This is a genomic window from Rhizobium cerradonense, from assembly GCF_030182455.1.
GTDB lineage: Bacteria > Pseudomonadota > Alphaproteobacteria > Rhizobiales > Rhizobiaceae > Rhizobium.
The window spans coordinates 12,258-31,482 of the sequence record NZ_JAQJCK010000032.1 but is presented as its reverse complement, the minus strand read 5'-3'; the positions used below and the strand labels follow the sequence as shown (position 1 = coordinate 31,482).

General features: G+C 60.9%; 16 protein-coding genes and 2 pseudogenes. 5 read left to right on the top strand and 13 right to left on the bottom strand.

Annotated elements, in window-relative coordinates:
- Nucleotides 1–282 (top strand): annotated as a pseudogene (locus tag PH547_RS31925) (IS701 family transposase); the annotation flags it as partial.
- Nucleotides 283–444: 162 nt separating this feature from the next.
- Nucleotides 445–696 carry a hypothetical protein gene (locus PH547_RS31920; RefSeq protein WP_120764172.1) on the top strand — a complete coding sequence of 84 codons (252 nt, stop codon included), beginning with the start codon at nt 445–447 and terminating at the stop codon, nt 694–696.
- A 743-nt stretch (nt 697–1,439) separates the two neighbouring features.
- Here the strand turns inward: PH547_RS31920 and PH547_RS31910 are convergent.
- Complete coding sequence (locus PH547_RS31910) at nt 1,440–1,757, bottom strand: integration host factor subunit beta (RefSeq protein WP_004119995.1); 318 nt, start codon at nt 1,755–1,757, stop codon at nt 1,440–1,442.
- 790 nt (nt 1,758–2,547) lie between these two features.
- Here PH547_RS31910 and PH547_RS33995 point away from each other — a divergent pair.
- Nucleotides 2,548–3,648, top strand: coding sequence for a DUF418 domain-containing protein (locus PH547_RS33995; protein WP_425349256.1), 1,101 nt, complete (start codon nt 2,548–2,550; stop codon nt 3,646–3,648).
- A 1,010-nt stretch (nt 3,649–4,658) separates the two neighbouring features.
- Nucleotides 4,659–5,654: a helix-turn-helix transcriptional regulator gene (locus tag PH547_RS31900; protein WP_065091957.1), complete on the top strand. Its 996-nt coding sequence runs from the start codon at nt 4,659–4,661 to the stop codon at nt 5,652–5,654.
- A 949-nt stretch (nt 5,655–6,603) separates the two neighbouring features.
- Here PH547_RS31900 and ligD read toward each other — a convergent pair.
- Nucleotides 6,604–7,668, bottom strand: a complete 1,065-nt coding sequence (gene ligD, locus PH547_RS31890; RefSeq protein ID WP_004120011.1) for a non-homologous end-joining DNA ligase — start codon at nt 7,666–7,668, stop codon at nt 6,604–6,606.
- Nucleotides 7,665–8,123, bottom strand: a pseudogene (locus tag PH547_RS31885) (Ku protein); the annotation flags it as partial. The gene ligD and the pseudogene PH547_RS31885, both read right to left, overlap by 4 nt.
- A gap of 415 nt (nt 8,124–8,538) precedes the next feature.
- Between PH547_RS31885 and PH547_RS31880 the strand changes: the two are divergent.
- Nucleotides 8,539–9,045 (top strand): helix-turn-helix domain-containing protein, encoded by a 507-nt coding sequence (locus PH547_RS31880; protein ID WP_004120015.1) that lies wholly within the window; start codon nt 8,539–8,541, stop codon nt 9,043–9,045.
- Nucleotides 9,046–9,130: 85 nt separating this feature from the next.
- On the opposite strand, the gene PH547_RS31875 is transcribed toward PH547_RS31880, so the two are convergent.
- The 10 genes from PH547_RS31875 to PH547_RS31830 all read right to left on the bottom strand — a co-directional run bounded on the left by PH547_RS31875 (nt 9,131) and on the right by PH547_RS31830 (nt 18,532).
- The gene (locus PH547_RS31875; RefSeq protein ID WP_015341978.1) at nt 9,131–9,289 is read right to left on the bottom strand and encodes a DUF3768 domain-containing protein; all 159 of its coding nucleotides are present in this window, start codon (nt 9,287–9,289) and stop codon (nt 9,131–9,133) included.
- A complete protein-coding gene (locus tag PH547_RS31870; protein WP_120764175.1) occupies nt 9,255–9,605 on the bottom strand; it encodes a DUF3768 domain-containing protein in 351 nt (116 codons plus the stop codon). The genes PH547_RS31875 and PH547_RS31870 overlap by 35 nt, the downstream gene beginning before the upstream one ends.
- 113 nt (nt 9,606–9,718) lie before the next feature.
- Entirely contained in the window at nt 9,719–10,621 is a 903-nt protein-coding gene (locus PH547_RS31865; RefSeq protein WP_004120017.1) for a terpene synthase family protein, read from the bottom strand.
- Complete coding sequence (locus tag PH547_RS31860; RefSeq protein WP_004120019.1) at nt 10,618–12,165, bottom strand: hypothetical protein; 1,548 nt, start codon at nt 12,163–12,165, stop codon at nt 10,618–10,620. Before PH547_RS31860 ends, PH547_RS31865 begins: the two co-directional genes overlap by 4 nt.
- A gap of 193 nt (nt 12,166–12,358) precedes the next feature.
- Nucleotides 12,359–13,357: a polyprenyl synthetase family protein gene (locus PH547_RS31855; protein WP_004120020.1), complete on the bottom strand. Its 999-nt coding sequence runs from the start codon at nt 13,355–13,357 to the stop codon at nt 12,359–12,361.
- 105 nt (nt 13,358–13,462) lie between these two features.
- Nucleotides 13,463–14,806: a cytochrome P450 gene (locus PH547_RS31850; RefSeq protein WP_028755176.1), complete on the bottom strand. Its 1,344-nt coding sequence runs from the start codon at nt 14,804–14,806 to the stop codon at nt 13,463–13,465.
- Nucleotides 14,806–15,651, bottom strand: a complete 846-nt coding sequence (locus PH547_RS31845) for an SDR family oxidoreductase (RefSeq protein ID WP_004120024.1) — start codon at nt 15,649–15,651, stop codon at nt 14,806–14,808. Before PH547_RS31845 ends, PH547_RS31850 begins: the two co-directional genes overlap by 1 nt.
- Nucleotides 15,638–15,946, bottom strand: a complete 309-nt coding sequence (locus tag PH547_RS31840; protein WP_004120026.1) for a ferredoxin — start codon at nt 15,944–15,946, stop codon at nt 15,638–15,640. Before PH547_RS31840 ends, PH547_RS31845 begins: the two co-directional genes overlap by 14 nt.
- A gap of 1 nt (nt 15,947) precedes the next feature.
- Nucleotides 15,948–17,240, bottom strand: coding sequence for a cytochrome P450 (locus tag PH547_RS31835; protein ID WP_004120028.1), 1,293 nt, complete (start codon nt 17,238–17,240; stop codon nt 15,948–15,950).
- 89 nt (nt 17,241–17,329) lie between these two features.
- On the bottom strand, nt 17,330–18,532 hold the full coding sequence (locus PH547_RS31830) for a cytochrome P450 (RefSeq protein ID WP_004120030.1): 1,203 nt from the start codon (nt 18,530–18,532) through the stop codon (nt 17,330–17,332).
- Nucleotides 18,533–19,225 lie beyond the last annotated feature (693 nt).

The following is a 19,225-nucleotide window of genomic DNA, read 5'->3' as shown; positions in this document are numbered from 1 at the left end:
CAGTGGAATGGCAACGCCATCATCCGCACGACACCTTCACTTTTGGCCCTCTATAGTCTCGTGACGCTGTGGGCGGGAGATGTTCTCAGCCAAACCACGCGCCCTTACGCGGCGGCATGGTACAGGAAAACCGATCTGACATTCACAGATGCGATTGGCGCTGTGCGTCTCGTTTTGTGGAGCGACGATCTTTATCGACACTCACCGTCAAACCTGGAAATGCATAAAATACCGCCAGGGCGACTTGTCCGTATGGCGCAGGCGATTTGCTTCGCCGCATAATGTACAAAGTCAAGCTGAGAGATCGCCGATGCAGCCGTGAATGAACTGCGCGTGTCTGAGCAGGCGTCGTTGCATTGAGGTCTCACCATATTGCGAAAATTCGGCAGACCGGCCAATTCGTCTTCTTTGATAACGATGTTCGATTAATGTCGCTCGGGAGACGTGACGGCCAGTGCATCATTCGGTACGGTGTCCGGCATCTTGATCGTCAGGCACAGGTTTATGGAGATCCATGCCATGCAAAGTTACTCGCTAGTTGAAGATGAAGATCATACCTACGCCGTCGTCGACGCTCGTTCCTTCGAAACAGTTGTGCGATCCGGTATCATACTTGAGCATCTGTCTCCGCAAGTAGCTGAAGGAATCATCCCGGTGCTTGAGGCGCTGGATCGCCACAGGGAAATGCCCAAGTGATCCACAGGGCAGGGCCGATCGGGCTTTGTTTTCCACCGCAATTGGCGAGACAATGGCGAGTCGTGGATATCCATCGCCAGATCTCGGTATATTCGAGGCCCATGGTGTTTGTCCTAGGGATGAGCACGGACAAGCATTATAGCAGGGCCGGCCAAGAGCGTCAGACCAATCAAGAGCGAAACAACGAACTTCAATATCTTGATACGCCGTGTTCTGGCGCCGTTCCAATCATATGCCACGTAGAACCTCGCGCGCGAAACAAAAAGGTCTGGGCTACAGATAATGGTTGCAAGCGGGACCGGCCAAGAGAAATCGACTTGGCCTTTCGTTGTAAGGCCAAGCGAAAAGACAAGGCAACGCCCGAATTTAAAGGCCGGAAAACAACCGAGCCAGCTTCAGGCTTGCCGTAATCCCCATTCCCTTTCGAATTCGTCCGTAAAATCGTTCGGCGGCTCCTTCATCGTTCGGGCGGGGGACTTTGGATCAGCGCTGATAGTCACTGGCGAGAGCTCTTTTGCCGACCTTTTGCCGTCTTCAATCTCAAGAGTATAGGAAATGGGTACGCCTGGAGTCAGATGAGGCAGCTTCGCCTTTATAGCTTCACTGAGATGCACGAAAATATCCGGGCCACCATCGTCAGTTTTATAAAGCCGTACTTCTTGTTCGCGTCAAACCATTTGACTTTCCTTGCCATAACCTTCCCCATGTTGGCTTTATTGGTTGGAGTGCGAGCGCTATCGCAGCTAACCTCTTGAAGCAATTCTTCGGGCATCGAGGTTGCTCGCGGCGTTCAGGCGATACTGTATGTCTTTTCCCGCCTTGAAAAAGGGAACCCACTTCTCCTCGACGAATATCGATGTGTTCGTCTTTGGGTTTCTGCCTGATTTCGACAAGCGATGGCGGACACTGAACGCGCCGAACCCTCTTAGCTCAACCCTGTCGCCACGCATCAGCGCTTCAGCCATTTCCTCGAGGATCGCATCAACGATCCTTTCCGCATCCTTCAAATGCAGAAAGGGTCTGCGATGAGCGACAATTTCGATAAGTTCGGATTTGATCATGTTCCAATCTCATGTACGGAAAACTTGACGTTCGTTAAAACAGGCAACCTAGCCGGTACCGGGCGGAACTGCGAAGCGGCACGGCACTTTGTCGAAAGTCCCTCTTGCGTGAGAATTTTGCAAGAGACGAAGCACCGTCATGGGCAGATATGCTTACTTGCTGCGAGCCTTGCAGGCGGATTTTCCCTACTGTGGCTATCGAGCGAGTGTGGGCAGACATCAGCCTGCACGTAGGCCCAGCCGTCCTCGCCAGAGCTTCCAGATGACCCACGATATGCACGCAGTCAGAAATGATGTGAACATATTAGCCTGACTGTCGTGACGAGTGCGCGGCGGAAGAAGCGCCATCGGTCATCGCGCTGAACATGTGGGCTGCGAGTGCCGTTGTACTGGAGTTTATCGCCCGTGCTTTTCCATTCCGTCATGATGGGACGGCAGCCATAGCAAGGAGTGTTTTCATGCTCGTGCGGCGAGGACCGCTTCGCAGAGGAGAGTTTTGAAAAATGGCGCGCCGGCTGTTGGCGTGATTTGTCGCGCTACGCCAAGGACAGGAGTGAAACTGCCCGCGAAGACCCTCAAAACGCCTTCCACCATCCATTGCTTAGATCATTGCGATCCAACCAATCAATTTTACCGATCTTTCGGAGATGCTTATTAGAGGTCGAAACTGAAAATCAAGGCGCCGAATTGCCGGAGCATGAGAGTAAATATGAAGATAAATCGGATAGTTGGGATCGATGTGGCTCGTTCATGTGCGATTTTCCTGGCTATGGGAAGTCACGTCTTGGCGGTGTCCAAATTGGCAGACGTTTTTAAGGGAGCCTATGTTGATGGTCTTAAATTAATGATGGCGCTTGCAACGCCAACGTTCATTGTTCTTTTCGGAACGATGCTTGAAGTCGTATACAGACCACGATTTGATACCGACAAGCGCAGTATATCGATCGCTCGTCTGTGGTCGCGGGCCATTCAATGCTGGCTGTTATACAGTCTTTCCGTCGTCGTTCTTTTTTTCGCGAAGTCGGAATACTCGTTCTTCTTTTCCCTATCGACGATCTTCATGCTGGGGGTGACCCCATTCACTGACATTCTGAAGTTTTACGCAATCGCACTGACTGTGGCTCCCGCCCTTTTATGGACGCGCAATCGCCTGGGCCTAGTTCCGCTTCTGATCCTGGCCGTCGCCATTCACATTCTTCATCCGGTCTTGCGCGGGCTGCCAAGCCCCGTAGTATTTGGCTTGCCAACGGAAGTGGACCGTCTCGCGATGTTCCTGTTCGGAATAGGGGGAGCCAAGCTCGGTGGCCCCTCCGTCCTGCATGGCATGACGCTTGTCATATCCGGAATGGCCCTCGGGAAAATTCTGATGGGCTCGGCTTCGGGTGTGGCCGCAGGGATGACTCGGCGCGCTTGGCTTGTGCTCCTTGGCACCGGACTGTCGCTCATCGCGGGCGCGTGGATACTCGATAGCGAAACGAAGAGAGGCCTTGGGAACATGGCCATTCGACTGGACAGCCATCCGCTTTACTTCGCCGCCGGCATTCTCGGTGCTTTTGCCGTTACGGCCGCCGCTGTCCTGCTTACCCTGCGCCAGTCGATTGCGCCGACCGCGCTGTGGAGATCGCTAACGTTCTTCGGTCGCACGAGCCTCTTCACCTTCGCCTTTGGCAACATGCTGCTCTATTGCGTGCCATTTGAACCAACCACCATAACCCAGTCGGCTCTGCTCACAGTGCTCCTGATGGCGGCGATTACGTTGCTGAGCTTCTGTTTCGACAGAGCATCGCAGCAGGACGGCCGGATGGCGAAGACCGTTTCCGGCGTCCAAACCTCCATCCACCGACTGGCGACGATGTTGTCAGACCAAGGATTGCGTTTGATTGCCAGATGAGGAGCGGAGATGATCAGGGTCGCCGGAACCTACGATGATTCCGTTAAGGAGGCTGCAGGGGTCGCCGAGGCCAATGAGTGGATTATCGTCTCCGACACGTCGTGGCGATGCTCGAATGCTACGAGCCGTCGCTGTCGCCTGGCGGATACTGGCGCGTGTTGCCGACGCATTCATGACGGTGGATGAGGACGACGCTGTCGCGACAATGAAGCGTCTGGCCAATCCAATTGTCGGAGACCCCGCGGTAGTGCGGGCGAAGGCGGCGGCGTGGGCCTTGCGGGGCTCATCAGCGCTCTGCGGATCCGGAAGCCAAGAAAGCTTCGCCTCGATCAGGATCGCCCCGGCGCCCAAGAGACCGGCGCCCTTTGCAGCCCAATCCCGCGACGAGCCGGCGCCCTAGCGTTCTCCTGCAACGATCACCGTATCCAGTCCGCCTTTTGATATCGTTGGCCTACCTCCCATAACGGGCCTACCTCGCCTTAAGCGCTATGGATCGTGTGGCGCGCGGATCGGCCGTCGATGAGGAGGTTGGCCGCCATTCCGTTGTGGGAAAGTCCTTTGACCATCGCTTTCCAGCTTCCGCGTCGGGTGGCATAGACGTTCAGGGTCGTCTGCAGGATTGCCCTCGACGATCAAATGCCTGCCCGCTTCGCTGCCGGCGGATATCTGGCCTGCCGGCGATATGTGGTCGGTTGTCATATCATCGCCGAGGACAAGCAGTGGATGGGCGACGAAGTTGCCGAGACGGTCTGATCGCCGAGGCTGTCGATCATGGCGAGCGAAACTGGCGAATTGCTTCTTGGTTTGTCGTCACTGATACGCGTCTTGCTCGCGCCATGAGCGGCCCGCTTGCTCAAAGGTCAAATAGCTTCGTCCGAGGAAGAGACATGCGCGAAATAGCCTGAAATGGCTATTTGAGGTCAATCAATTTTTCATTAGAAGCTGACAGGGGGCCAGTTGTTTGCCGTCACTCCAAGCGCGCGACAAAACAGTGAATTTGGTGGAGCAAGTTGACCGAAATTCTGACGCTTAAGCTCGAGGCGACGTCGCTCACAACCAGTGAGGTCTCCGAATGGCTTAACGGTGAAAAGCACGACAATTTCTATCGGCCTCTCAGTAGCGATAGCCGCGGTCTTTTCTCATTCGGTGTCCATGGCGCCGGCGAGATGGTGGGCTGGACGGGATCGACTTCAACGGACCGCGCCTTTTCCGTCACGATCGAGAATGATGACTTCATGTTCTTTGTCGAGCATGGAACCTGCTATGACCTGGCAACAGGCGGCATAAGTCATGCTATCACGCCCTGCACGGGACTGCTGACGACGGCCGACCGCTATTCCGCGGTGAACATTCACGCAGGCTCTGTTGCGGAGGGATTCTGCATCCCAAGGAGCGCAGTAAACGCCGCTCTGATCAGCACCTTCGAACGCCTGCCACCTGTCGATTTCGAATTCGCTCCCCTGCAGGACCTGACAGCGGGACCGGCGGCACCTCTTTTAAAACTCATGCGTTTCTTCCGAGATGAGATCTGCGCCGATCAAAACCTAGAGGTTTCTCCCCTTGCCCTGACGAGCTTCCAAGAGATGTTCTGTCTGCTGATGGTGCAGAATCTGCCTCACACGTTTTCGCAGACGAAATCGCCGGTGCAGACCATTGCGCCTCGCCAGCTTCGAAGAGCGCTGGAGTTTGCCAGAGCACATATCGCAATGCCTATCACGATTGCGGACATGGCAGCGGCAGCGGGCGTCAGCGTGCGGGCACTTCAGATCAATTTTCGACGTTTTTTGAACGTCACTCCAATGGCTTATCTGAGGCAGCTCCGCCTTGATGGCGCACGTCGCGATCTTTTAACTGCCACGCCATCTGCGACGGTCAGTGAAATCGCGCGTCGCTGGGGGTTTATACAGATGGGCCGCTTCTCTCAGGAGTATCGTGCGGCTTTCGGCGTCCTGCCGAAATACGATCTAGGGCGCAGCTATGATAAGAATCGGACTACGGCGTTATAAAGCGCATGTTGACACCCGTTCCATGTCGACGCGTGTTCGCGGATTGATAATGGACAGATCGAAGGCGATGGATCTGCCAGCTAGAGAAACTGAGCTCTCTGGGCAATTGCACCTGCTATTTCGCTCGGGCTGAATTCCCACGCAGGTACCCTTCGTTCCAAGAGCGCTTTCCGACCCCCCATGGTCGGGGCGAACATACATAACGCGATCACTGTCAAGCCGAGAGCGCCATCGTCGCTCGTCGATGGCCGAGAGCTTGTCATTGCTTAGGAAAGTTGTGAGCCAGATGTAACGGGTAGCATAGTTGCCCGGCGCCATCGCATCGGGCCGAACCCGTTATTCACCTGGCGCACATCACCAGATCTAGAAACAAAATTTCTCACAAATGTCATTGCCTGGAAACATTCAGACGTCCCCGGCCGCCGGCAATAATCTAGGATATCGAGGCTCTTTCAGAGCGGCAGCTCTCAGATCGCTTTAGTCAATTCTGACATATAAGAGATTCGTTACGGAGCCTGATTGCCGATGTATCAACCTGAATGTTATCGTCAATAACGCTCTGATCCCGGAATTCTCCAATATGTCGGACAGCACGTTGCCTGTGATGGCAAGGGCATATTCGATGTTGGTCAAGGCGCAGGAACGGAATTCTCTGATGGCCTTATACGGCTATGCCCGTCGGACTGAAGCCAAGCTTCATGTAGCCTCTATTGATTGCCAGCTTCACTACGATATGTCCGATCCGTTCAATGAAACATATATGCGTTCGATTTTCGACCTTGGCACGCGGGAAATGTTGTCAGACGCGTTATGGAAAGACGAGCCCCTGTTTACGGTCGCCGCGTCTCCATACGGCGGTCAACTGCTGGCAGTAATCCTCCCATCCATCCGAGAGCCAGGCTACTATTCCCCCGGAGGTAATGCGGTACTCCCCAAAGCCTCGAGCGCTCTATTCGCTTGGCGCAGGCCGCTCGGCAATGTCGAAGACTGCGGCGTTGTCCTGGATTTCCCTTAGACCCTTGTAGGAGGCGTGACGAAGGCTGCCGTCATGTGTCCAGCCGCGGAACTCGATTTCGGCAATAATTGTCGGCTGAGCAAAGACGAGATTCTTGCCCTTCAGCGGCACGACCGGCCTGGCTGTCTTCAGCTTATCGAGGGTCTTGCGCAGGTATTCGGCATCTTTCGTGTTGAAGCCGGTTCCGACCGAGCCGACATAGGCCCAATCATAACCTTTCCGCGCGGCGAGCAGCAGGCTACCGATGCCGCCGCGTGCCGAGGACGACTGTTCATAGCCGACGACCATGAAGCTCTCGCTTTGGATGCACTTGATCTTCTGCCAATCGCCGGTGCGCCCGGAGCGATATGGCCGGTCGCGGTGCTTGGCGATAATGCCCTCAAGCCCTGCCCGGCATGCGTGCTCCAGCAGGACCTCGCCGTCCAAGGCCATCTCCTGCGACAGGCGAACGGCGCCGTCGCTCGTCGGTGAAATGAGATCCTCCAGCAGATGCCGCCGCACCGAAAGCTCGGTGCCAGTCAAGTCGTGGCCGTCAAGATAGAGAAGGTCGAACGCATATAGGATCGCTTCGTCTGACGCCTTTTTGCCGCCGCGGCCACCAAGCGAGCGCTGCAATGCCCCGAAGTCGGAGCGGCCTTGATTGTCAAGCACGACGGCTTCGCCGTCGAGAATGGCGCTGTTGACCCCGAGTGCACGCGCCGCATCGACAATTGCCGGAAAGCGGTGCGTCCAGTCGTGGCCTCCGCGAGTGATGACCTTCACATCCTTCCGATGGATGTGGAGCGCCAGACGGTAGCCGTCCCATTTCACCTCGAACAGCCAGTCGGCTCCCTTCGGTGGTGTCGGCTTCAAAAGCGCCAGGCACGGCTCGATGCGCTCGGGCATCGGATCGAAGGGCAGGCTTGGCTGGGCGGGATCGCGCTTTCGCACCTGGCGTGACTGAAGGGTCGAGCCGGATTCGTCGAGCAGCGGCATCGAGGCTTTGCGTCTTGTCGTCATCTCGTCGATTGCTTCCCTGAACCCCGTTCGTTCTCGATGGACTTGCGCAACGCATCCATGATGTTGATGACATTGCCCGTCAAAGCTTCAGCCTTCTTCTTCGGCATGGCTTTGGACGGTTTCTTCAATTGCTTCTTCTTTGTGTTGATAATGTCAAGCAGCGTCTCCTGCATCGGATCGGCGACCATCTTCGGGCTCCAGCGCTGAGTCTGTTTCTTGATGAGCTGTTGCACGAGCGGCATCAGTTCCGCTTCTGGCTCTTCATCATCGATTGCGGCAAAATAGTTTTCCCCATCCCGCACCTCATCACCATAGCGCAGCGTCCAGAGCACGATACCCTTGCCGCATGGCTCGGGCATGACGGCGCGTTCCCGCCGCGAAGGCACCAGCCTCGATATGCCGACCATGTTCTCTGCGCCCATGGGGTCTGGCAAGACTTTGAACGCTGCCGGTCCAGGGGAGGGTGAATGTGCGACCGTTGGCCCTTTGCGGATATACTTGAATGACGACCAGCGGCAGCAATTGTCGGAGCCGAAATCGGCCCCAACATGATGGGAAACGGGAGCGTTGATCCCCTATTGTGTACATTTTTCGGCGCGACACTTGTTCTATAAAGGGACGACAAAAGCGTTTCGACGCGAGTCGGTATCGTCTTGTCAGACCGTTGGTCAGTTTGAAGGTCGACGTGTTCCAGCCAACCGCGCAATGGCGATCCGTTCGCGGCGCAGCGGACGGACAGAATCGCTCCCAAAGCTGGGCGCAATCGGGTGACGTGCTTTGCGGCAGAACTCGCCAAACTCGTGAATTTCGCATCAAGAATATGTAATCGCATCACAAATTTGAAAGTCGAGACGTCTGGTTGCCCCTATCATGCCCTTTTGCGACCTTAAGGGAGCCGGCATGAGTGATATCACAGACTTCGAATCTAGTTTCACGCGGCAAAGGCCGTCGCCATCGGATGCGAGGATCCATCCCGTCGATCGCCACGTCGGACAACAGATCCGCATTCTCCGAATTCAAGCCAATTTATCGCAGAACGAGTTGGGCAAGGGCGTCGGCGTCAGCTTTCAACAGATGCAAAAATACGAAAGCGGCAAAAACCGCGTCAGTGCTTCGATGCTCTATGAAATAGGAAGTTGCCTGCATGTGCCAGTGGCGCGGTTTTTCGAAGGCCTGCCGGAGCCGGGCAGCGGAGTTCCCCACCAAGAAGCCGCGGAGATTGACGAACGTATCGCATACCTGTCGACGGCTGACGGTCGCCGACTGATTGAAGGCATTTTGCGTCTGTCGCCCCGAATCAGGAACCGGGTTCTTTCGATTGTCGGTATTCTCGCCGAGGAACAGGAACAGGCCGGCGAGCAGACGGCCGAAGCGTGACAATGTGAGCAAAGATAGATTTTCTCTGTATAGCTCTTTTGCCCGCCGCTGCCGCATCTCTCTACCCGCGGCAGGACACCCCGGCTTAGTATTCCTCGGCCAGCATGATCGCGAGGACACGGACGATTTGCATCGCGTCGGTCGGATCTTCGGAGCCATGCATCATATCGCTGACGTAGTAGTTGATTTTCCAGAACACCTCGTGTCCATCAGCCAGCATCGCCCCCAAAATCGTACTTGTCATGGGGATCGTTGTCGGGCGTGAAGCTGTTAAAGTCCTGCACGGCGTCGGCAATGCGGGACCGGGTGGGATCGGGAAGCCTGCGGATACCTTGCGTTACGAGCACCTTGCCGGTAGCCAGCTCGAGCGGAGAAGGTCGTTCCGGCTCTGGATTCGTGGCGTGCGGTTGATCGTCATAGCTTTTGCTTTCGTTGGTTGATTGCGCCGATGGTACATTCCGCACGAATGCGAATGGAGAGGCCTGTCCTGCCCAACACGGATCGGAGCGGGCCCGGCATGGATGGCAACACGAGGTTTGCTTAGGAAGGCCGCCACTCATGGCAGCCGGTCAACCCGAAAGCCTATGCCGAAGCTCCTCCCAGATCGCTATAAGCCCATCCTTGTTTGCCATTGACCGACGGCAGCGCGCGCATGTCGCCGCTTGCCGCGCGTTTAGGCCTGCGCACACTGGCATTCCCCCGCAGCGTCATTGCGGTAGCGGCTGGTGGAGGTCTGATAGTACTGGGCGCGGAGGGCCGCCATTGCCTCGATTAGCGGTCCCCACGGCGCCGGAAAGCATTCTTCCGCCATCACCCGGTGCAGCATGCGCGTATGGCCGGCCAACTCGTCGTTGAGGAACTCTACCACAGGCATAGCCGGGTAGCGCTGCGACAGCAGGATCGCCGCGTTGTCGGCCTCGCCGCCCGACCTGTCCTTCTCGCGTCCATGCAGATCGTTCTGCAGGCGCCCTATCGCGGAAATGAGCCGTAGGACCTGGCGGAACGCCGGACGCGCGCGCAACGTCGCCATGTCCAGCCCCCAGAGCAATGACATGCAACAGAACACGTTCGCGTAGGCGATCGAATCGACGCCGTTGTGCAGGTATTCGGTGTAGGACCAGCGTTCCGCCCCTTGCGCCTGCGCGCGTCCGGCGCGCAGAGCCGCGCAGTAGTACCGGGTATCGTCGAGAAGCTGAGCATAGTCACGACAATCGTAGGCGAGCGCGGCCAGCGAACCCCGCAGCGTAGCGCAGCCCTCGAATCCAGGGAGCGCGCACGGCACATCCTGTCCCAGCGCCCGCTCCACCGCGGCGAGCTGCTCTGGCGTGATCAGGCCAAGGTCGTTACAATCGTCGAGCCAGAACAGCAGCGCCAGTTCGCGATAGAACGCCACAATCAGGGTTTCGTCCTGCGGATCGCGGCCCGTGCGAACGCTAATGTCTCGCAGGCTCGGGTCGATGCACTGCAGGATGTACTTGCCGCCCCTGACCGCTTCGACGGCATGCTCGTCGGCGAACCCGGTCAGGGAACGACCCCACTCCAGCACCTGCTGCAGCGCGCCTTCGGTCTGGATCATGGCGCTGCTCCTGCTTCCTCGGCAGCGCGCCGCCCCCAACTGAGCGCCAACCATAATCCGGCGAGTTCGGCCACGCGCACGACCCGGGTCGGGCAATACAGTTCCTTGCCGATCCACAGCGGCGTCTGCGGCAATCTATGCGCCGCATGGCGGGCGAGCATCCATTCCAGCGCACGCGCCACCACCTGAGCGATGCGCGCGCGCCCTATGGGTTCTTCCCTCCCATCCATCACATGTAACGCAAACAGCGCATAGGCGGTTTCCTCGAATGTGGACGCACGACCGGCGCCCCAGCCGCCGTCGTCGCGCTGCGCCTGCAGCAGCGCCGCCAGCGCGCGCTCGTCGCGCCACTGTTGCTTGCCTTGCGCCAGCGCAGCGAGCGCATGTGCGGTGGGATACAGCCATGAAACGTGCCATTTTTCGTTGTCCCACAGTCCGTGCGGGTTGCGAGTGGCCTCGACGTAGGCGCTGGTGCCGGCGGCGCGCTTTCCCAACAGTCGCAACGCATGCAGGGCATGGATGTTGGTCGACACCGAGGCATTGCGCTCGCCGGGGAAGGTGACGAACAGCCCCCCAGTTTCGAACTGGCGCAACGCGTCGACTGCCGGGTCGCGGCCCGCAAGGCGCAGGACGCACAACACAACGGCGGTGTCGTCCGCGTCGGCGGCGAAGTGCAAGGCCGGCCCAAGACCGCGTACGCCCAGGTGGGCTTCAAGCTGCGCAACGATTTCGCGCACCGCGTCTGCGAGCGCGGGATGCGCGAACAGCCCCGCCAGATGCAGGGTGTACAACGACCAGCATGGCTCAAACACATTGATCGGCCAGACATTGGGAACGACACCTTCGATGCCGCTGCGCGTCGCCCGCGATGCCGCTTGCAGATACGCGTCCGCGCGCCCGACCTGCGGCGTACTCCCCTGTACTACGGCGTGCGCACGCCACGCGGCGGTGGCCGCCGGGCTGATGCCGATGCTGCCGTACTCATCCGGGCATGCGGTGGTTGGCGACGTCCCCCAGGCTTCCCAGGTGTGCAGCAACGGATGGCCGCTCGGCAACATTGCCATCGCCCCCAGCTTGACCAGGCACTCTTGCCGCAACGGCAACAGCGCCGAGTAGCGCGGAAACGCCACGCCGCCCGGCAAGGATGGGGCCTCGCCGCAAAGCTGCGGCAGGATCAGCTCCGCACCGATCGGCGCATCTTCCGGCACCGCATGCGCATAGGGATCGGGCTGGCGCCGGAGGAACCGGGTTGCAGCCTGGACTGCGTCGGCAGCACCGGGAAGAAGATTGGCACGCTGCAATGCCAGCAAAGCCGCCCACGTGGGCGCATGGCGGAACAGCGGGAAGTCCGCGCTTCCCCATCCGCCATCAGGCTGTTGCTGCGCGATGAGCCACGCATATGCGTCCTGCCAACCGGCGACGTTGCCGCGGAACTGCAGAGCTCGCGCCGTGTCGTAGACGGACGGACCGACGCCGCCGCCATCGCTCATCTCGCTCAGCAGGTGGCGCAATTCGGAAAGGATCTGTTCGGACAGCGCGTTCACGCGGGATGTTCCTTCTGCAGACGGTTGACAAAAACCAGAATCGGGCAGACGACGCGCATGTCGCCGCGTGCGCGCCGCGGCAGTGCTAGGCAACCGCTGCGATCGGCGACGCGGACTCGGAAACCGCACAGCATGCACCGCTGCTGCCACCGATCGCAGCGGCACAGGGGCGGTTCCACGCGGGCGGGCGCGCTCATGCGCATGGCGCGTGCGTGAACAGATATGCGTTGGCCCGCTGCAGGATCTGCGCCAACCGTTCCGCACGCGGCCCCAGCGGGGCGATGGCATCCTCCGCGTCGCGCAACAGATCCGCGACGAACTGGCGCGCTGCCTTTAGCCCCATGATCGACGCGCAGGTCGGCTTCTGCGCCGCCGCGTCCTTGCCGGGCGTCTTGCCAAGGGTCGCTTTATCCGCTGTCGCGTCGACAATGTCGTCGACCACCTGCAACGCCAGGCCGAAACAGGCGCTGTAGCGATCGAGCGCACAGTACAGCTCAGCGTTCGCGGCATCCTCCGCGATGGCGCATAGTGCGCCCATGCGAACGGACGCGCGCACTAGCGCTCCGGTCTTCATGCGGTGCATCGCCAAGATCCTGCCCAGCTCAACGTGCTTTCCAACCAGCGACAGATCTATGGCCTGCCCGCCTGCGGCACCCTCGGCGGACACTGCCTGCGCCAGTTCGCGCACGAGCGCGATACGGTTGTCGCCCGGGGCATCAAGGCTCGCCAGGGTCAGGAAGGCGTGCGCCTGCAGTGCATCCCCGACCAGGATCGCAGTTGCTTCGCCGAACTTGACGTGCACGGTCGGAAGGCCGCGGCGAAGCACGTCGTCGTCCATTGCGGGCAGGTCGTCGTGGACCAGGGTACAGGCGTGCATCATCTCGATGGCGGCGCCGACGACGTCGAGCATGTGCGCCGGGGTGTCGGCCAGTTCGCCGGCAGCCAGACAGAGCAAGGCGCGGGTGCGCTTCCCGCCATGCAAGGTAGCGTAGCGCATCGCCGCCATCAGCTCGGTCTCACCGTCGTCCTCGGGGCAGAGAAGACGCGTCAGCGCCTGTTCGACCCGCTTTGCGCCGTCCTGCATCCAGATCTCCGGCAGCAGCCTGCCGGATGCGCCGGGCGCCTGCGCGCCCAATCCGCCGAGCGCGGAAATGCCAGTTTGGTCATCGTGTAGCGTGGAACCGGTCTGCATGTTGTCAATGTCCTTGTTCCTGACAGGAGAGGGCCACGGCGAGCGGCGAACCGCCTTAGCGTTGCCGGCGTCGCTGCCACGCCACGCGGAGCTTGCGACGCCAGCTCATGAGAATCCGATGCGGATTTTCATGGAGGGCTGTGCTGTCGGGTAATAGCGCCGGCCTTTTTCAGCGTCGCTCAGCAACCGCGGCCGCACCCCGGCCTTGTGCATGGTCAGTGCCAAGGCGATGCCGAACTGCACCAGTTCCAGCCATACCAGGTGGTAGCCGATGCAGACGTGTGGGCCGCTGCCGAACTGCAGCATGTCCACCGGCCGGATCGGCCCCGTGCGTTGTAGCCACCGCGCCAGGCGGAACTGATCAGGCGCCTCGTGCAGCAGCGGTGAGGTCGAGAAATGCAGCAGCGGGATGCCCAGACTGGTGCCCGCAGGAATGCGCCGCTGGCCGAGTTGTAATTCCTGCGTCGCGCGACGCGGTAAGAGCGAGGACGCCGGATGCATGCGCAGCGTCTCGCGAAACAGCGCCTCGGCGACCGGGCACTGCGACAGGTCCGCGTGCCGGGTCGGCACCGCGCCCACGCGTTGCGCCTCCTCGACGAGGGAGTCCCACAGCTCAGGCTGCCGCGCCAGCTCGATCACCATCCAGGCCATCGTTGAGGCGGTGGTCTCGTGACCGGCAAGCAGCAGCAAGCGAACGTTGGCGACCAGGACGTCATCGGAGAGCGCGCCTTCGCTGCGATCGAACGCGCTCACCATGTCGTTGATCAACCCGGTGCGCGCGGCATGCGCGCGCGCGCCGCGGATGAACTGGCGCGACTGCGCGTCGATCCAGTCGCGGGCGGCGCGGCCGCGCCGAAAGGGCGTTCCGGGCAGGTCGATCGGTGGCGCGAGCATCAACTGCAGCAGTTGCCGGTACTTGCGATGCCACTCCGGCAGGTCTTGGGCGGGGATGCCCATGAGATAAAAGGTGAGCTTCAGCATCAAGTCGCCGGTCTCGGGCAGGATAGTTACTTCACCGCGCTCGCGCCATGCCTGCACCCGGGCCCGGATGACGGGCTCGAATAGCTCGCCAATGCCGGCCTCGGTCAGGCCCCTCGGCAGGAATGCCGACTTGATCCCATCGCGCGCCTGCCGATGCGCGCTACCGTTCAGAGTGACCAACGTTCCGCCAAGGATTTCGGGTGCAATCTCTTCAATCAGTGCCGAGGACACGTCCTTGTGCCGGAGCAACGCAAACGCATCCGGATCCAGGCACGTCATCAGTTGTCCGGCAGGGCCAAAATCCAGCCAGAAATGGCTGCCCAGCGTCCGTTCCGCGCGCCGCAGCAGGCGCGGCAGGTCACAAACGATGGCGGGAAGATGCCCGACCAGGGGGAAAGCGCCGGGCATGACCGGGATGTCGTCCCGCAGCCGGTGCCGACGGTTCAGCGGGTTGAGCAGCATGTCTATTACCTCTCTGGCGCCGCGGCCGCTTCGGCGGTGTCACTGGTCGGCCGCGCGGCACGGCTGTTGCCACCATCGGCGTATGTCGGCACATGCGTCAGCATGCCGCCGTCGATGCACACGACTTGGCCGGTGATGAACGCAGCATCGTCGGAGAGCAGGAAAGCCACCAGCGCGGCCACGTCCTCGGGGCGGCCGACGTGCCGCAGGAGCTGGTGCCGGCGCAGATGCCGTTGCATGCACTCGTCCAACTTGTCGAGGAGACGTTCGGTCATGATAAGACCCGGCGCAACCGCGTTGCAGCGGATCTGCGCGTGACCATATTGGGTGGCGAGCGAGGCCGACAGCATGTTCATCGCGGCCTTCGACGCGGCGTAGGAGGTCAGCGCGGTGTCACCGCTGAGCCCCTGGCACGAGGACATGTTGACGATCGCGCCACCGCCACGGGCGATCATGCGCGGAATGGCCTGGCGGCAGCAGAGCAGCGTGCCGCGCAGATTAGTCGCCATCGTTTCATCCCAAACCGCCAGGTCCAGATCGAGGATCGCGCGGTCGCATGGGGTCAGATGCATGGCGCTCGCGTTGTTCACCAGCAGATCGACCCCACCGAAGTGCCGCTCCGCCGCCTCAAATAGCGCGGCCACAGCCTGCGCATCGGCGATGTCCATGGCCAAGGCCAGCGCGTGGCCAGCTTCGGCCGCGATCTGCGCCGTGCACGCGGTGGCCGCTGAGCCGTCAATGTCGGCCACGACCACCCTGCCGCCCTCGCGCGCAATGGCGAGGGCGCATGACTTCCCGATGCCGGCGCCGGCGCCGGTCACCACGGCCACCTTGCCCTCAAACCGTCCCATCGTGTCCTCCTGGATTGCATTGGTCTTTCGTGGCATGTCGCTCGGCCTCTGCCAGAGAAGGCGTAGGGTCGGCCCGGGCTGGCTCGCCATCCCCAGCGGCGCTTTCGACGACCCAAATGGCGGCAACTGGGCACTGGCTGGCAGCGAGCCGCACGGCGGCGTGCAGCGCTTGGGGGACCGTCACCACGCACACTTCGGCCACGCCGTCCAGTTCGCGCTGGCGAAAGACGCCCGGCAGGGTTAGCACACACTGCCCAGTGGTTCCGCAAAGATCCTGGTCGACCACGACGCGCATCTCAGCGCCCCGCCTGCGCATGCAGCCGCACGGGCAGGGCGCGGAATGTCCTAAGGAACGCGGATGGCTCCAGGGTCGGCTGATCGGCGAGTACGAGCGTAGGGAAGCGCGCCTCGATCCGCGGCAGGCTCTCGGCTAATTGCACCCGGGCCAGTTGCGCCCCGAGGCAGAAGTGGATGCCGTGGCCGAAGCTCAGCATGATCTTCCCGTCAATCGACATGCCAGGACTGGTGCCGTAGAACCGTACGGGGTCGAAGCGGTCGGGATCGGCAAAGGCGTCCGGGTCACGATTGCCGGCGGCGATCAGCACGCGCACGTCCGCGTTCTTCGGGATTACCACGCCGCCCAGTTCGATGTCGCGCTGTGCGATTCGCGGAATGGAGCTGAACATGGCGGGTGCGTTGCAGCGCAAGACTTCTTCGACGAATGCCTCGACCCCCTTGGCATCTCCCTGCAGCCAGTGCCGCTGTTCGGGATGCGCCAGCATCGCCAGGACCGCATGGTCAATGGTCGCAGCAGTGGTGGCGAAGCCACCCAGCAGCATGCCCCATAGCATGCTGATCAACTCCACATCCGACAGCATATCGGCATCATCGCCGTGTGCGCCGACCAGCATCGACACGACGTCCTGGCGGGGATCGGTGCGCCTGCGCTGTATGAGGTCGCCGAAGTAGGCCTTAACTTTGGCGCTGGCTGCGTCCGCCTCGGCGAGCTGGGGATCGCTGGCGTGCGGGCTCAGGCCTTCCAGGATGGCGCCGATGTTGGCGGCGAGCCCGAACATGTCCTCCTGGGGTATGCCGAACAGTTCGGCAAAGACCAGCATTGGCAAGGCAAGCGCGAATTCGCGATGCAGGTCCACTGCCTCCCCGCGCTCAAGCGCGTGCGCCATGCCGTCCAGGCGCGCTGCGACGATGTGCACTATGCTCGGCCGCAGGTTGTCGATCTCGCGCATCGTGAAATCGCGGGAGATCAGCCGGCGCAGACGCGTATGCGTCGGTGGATCCTTCATCGCTAAAGTGGACGCCAGCAGATTGAGCGACAGGCTGGTTGCCGCACGCGGGAAATAGCGCGCCAGTTCGCCCGGCGCCGGTCCCCGAAACGCATCGCCCGTGGCCTTGAGTGCCCAGTAGATGTCGGCGTGGCGGCTCAACAGAAAGAGGCCTGACGCTGCCCGGTGCACCGGATCGTGCTCGCGCAACCACCGCATGAACGGATATGGGTCGTGGATGCACGCCGGCGACGCGAGTTCGGCGAAGGCGTCCCGGCATACCGCGGTTGTTTCTTTCACGTCCATCTTGGTTACCTGTTGGTTGCTGATCTGGCCGGCGCGCCAGGCGCGCCGGCCATGCGGAGAAGATCACGATCCCCAGCGGCTTCCACGCATCACCAGAACACCGGAAACTCCTCGAACCCGCCGGTGATGATCTCCTTGCGCAACTTCAGTTTTTCGGGCGCCACGGCGAGGCGCAGCGCGGGAAAGCGCTGAAAGATCGAACCGAACACCGCCTTGAGTTCCAGCCTGGCTAGCGCAACGCCGATGCAATAGTGCGGCCCGTAGGAGAACGCCAAGTGGGGCTTTCCTTCGCGTCCGATGTCGAAGATTTCCGGGTCCTCGAAATGGCGCGGATCGAACGCCGTCGCCGGCAGGCCGACCAGCACCTTGCTCTCCGCGGGAATACGCACGCCCGCTATGGTCACGTCGGTTCTCGGGTAGCGCATGACGCCGTCCCAGCCCGCGCCCGGGGGGTACATACGCAGGATTTCCTCCACTGTCTTGTCCACAAGGGATGGATCGCCGACCAGGCGTTCGCGCTGTTGCGGATGACGGAACATCGCCAGCAGGCCGAATTCGATCTGCGCGACGGTGCTCTCGTGCCCCGCCACCAGCATGCCCGCCGCCAGGCCGATCGCCTCTTCCTCGGTCGCTTTGCCCTGATCGACCGCCGCGAGCAGATCCGTCAGCAGGTTGTCGCCGGGGTCCTCGCGCTTGTCCCGCATCTTGCCGCGAATGTAGGCGCGCAGCTCTTCCCAGGCCAGGCGCGACGCGCTGCGCGGGCCGCTTTCATGCTGGTGCGTCATCACCTCGTCGGACAGCCCGGCGAAAAAGGCGTGATCCTCATAGAGCACGCCCATCAGCGCGCTAATGACAATGGCCGGAAGCGGAAAGGAGAGGTGGAGCCGCAGGTCGGCGGGCTGGGGCTGGGCCGCCAGCGTCTCAAACAACTGCGCGGCGATCGCCTCGACCTTCTGCGCGAGCAGCTCCATATTGCGGTCGCTGAAGGCCCGTCCCACGATCGTGCGTAACCGCGCATGCTCGTCCCCCTCGTGCGAGACCAGCCACCCCGGCGAACCGAGAATCACTGAATCCGGGGTAAATGCCGCCGGCGGCATCCCCGCGGGCCGGAATGCAGTGTCGGAGAGCACCGCCTTGGCCTCGTCGTAGCCTGTCACCCACCAGCCTTCGTGCCCGGACGGGAAGCGCACGCGATGGATCGGACCGTTGGCGCTTAGCGTTAGCATCTCGGGCGAGGGCTCGATGTGATTGAGGCGCCACATCGGCAGCGTCGGCAAGGGTTGTTCGGACATGGTGGCAGTTCACTCTCTAAGCGATGGAAAGGGCGGAAGGTGACTGGCAGGCGACGGGCAGCGAACGACGGAAGACGGCATGGAGGCGATGTCCTCCACCGCGATTGTCAGCGCCAGGTCCTCCAGCGGCACGAACGGCGCGGGGAAGGTGCATCATAATTCTAGGCGCGCCGGCGCAGCGCCCAGGCGGAATTCCGACGCTTCGCCGAGCGACAGGTGCGGGTCGTGCCAGATGACGTCGAGCCTGTCGGAGTCGGCATAGATTGCCTAGTCGTAGAGCTTGGTGAATGAGGTTCGACCCTACCCGCCAGCGACGTCTCCGCCAACACGACCTCCGGACCAGTCCCACACCGCCGGTGGCAGTTAAACTAGATCGCATCCAACACGTCCCTGCATTTTCTCGGGGTCCACAACCACGCGCCAAGTCATTCCCACAGCGAACCGTCGGATCAGACGCGAACAGCGACGCGGCGCCGTGTGCGTCCCAAAGACCATCGCACTGCGATTGGTGATGATGCCGCAAACAGAGCAAATCGCGTGCCGAAGTGAAATCGCAGGCTCAGCGGGCACTTCCTAGCGGCGCGTAGTGTCAGGTTACTGACATTGAGTCTCAATGCCGACAACCGGCGGAGCAAGTGCCCGACAAAGCCCTGTTCGTGCGCTGAATGTGAGGAGCTGTCCTTGCGCGATATT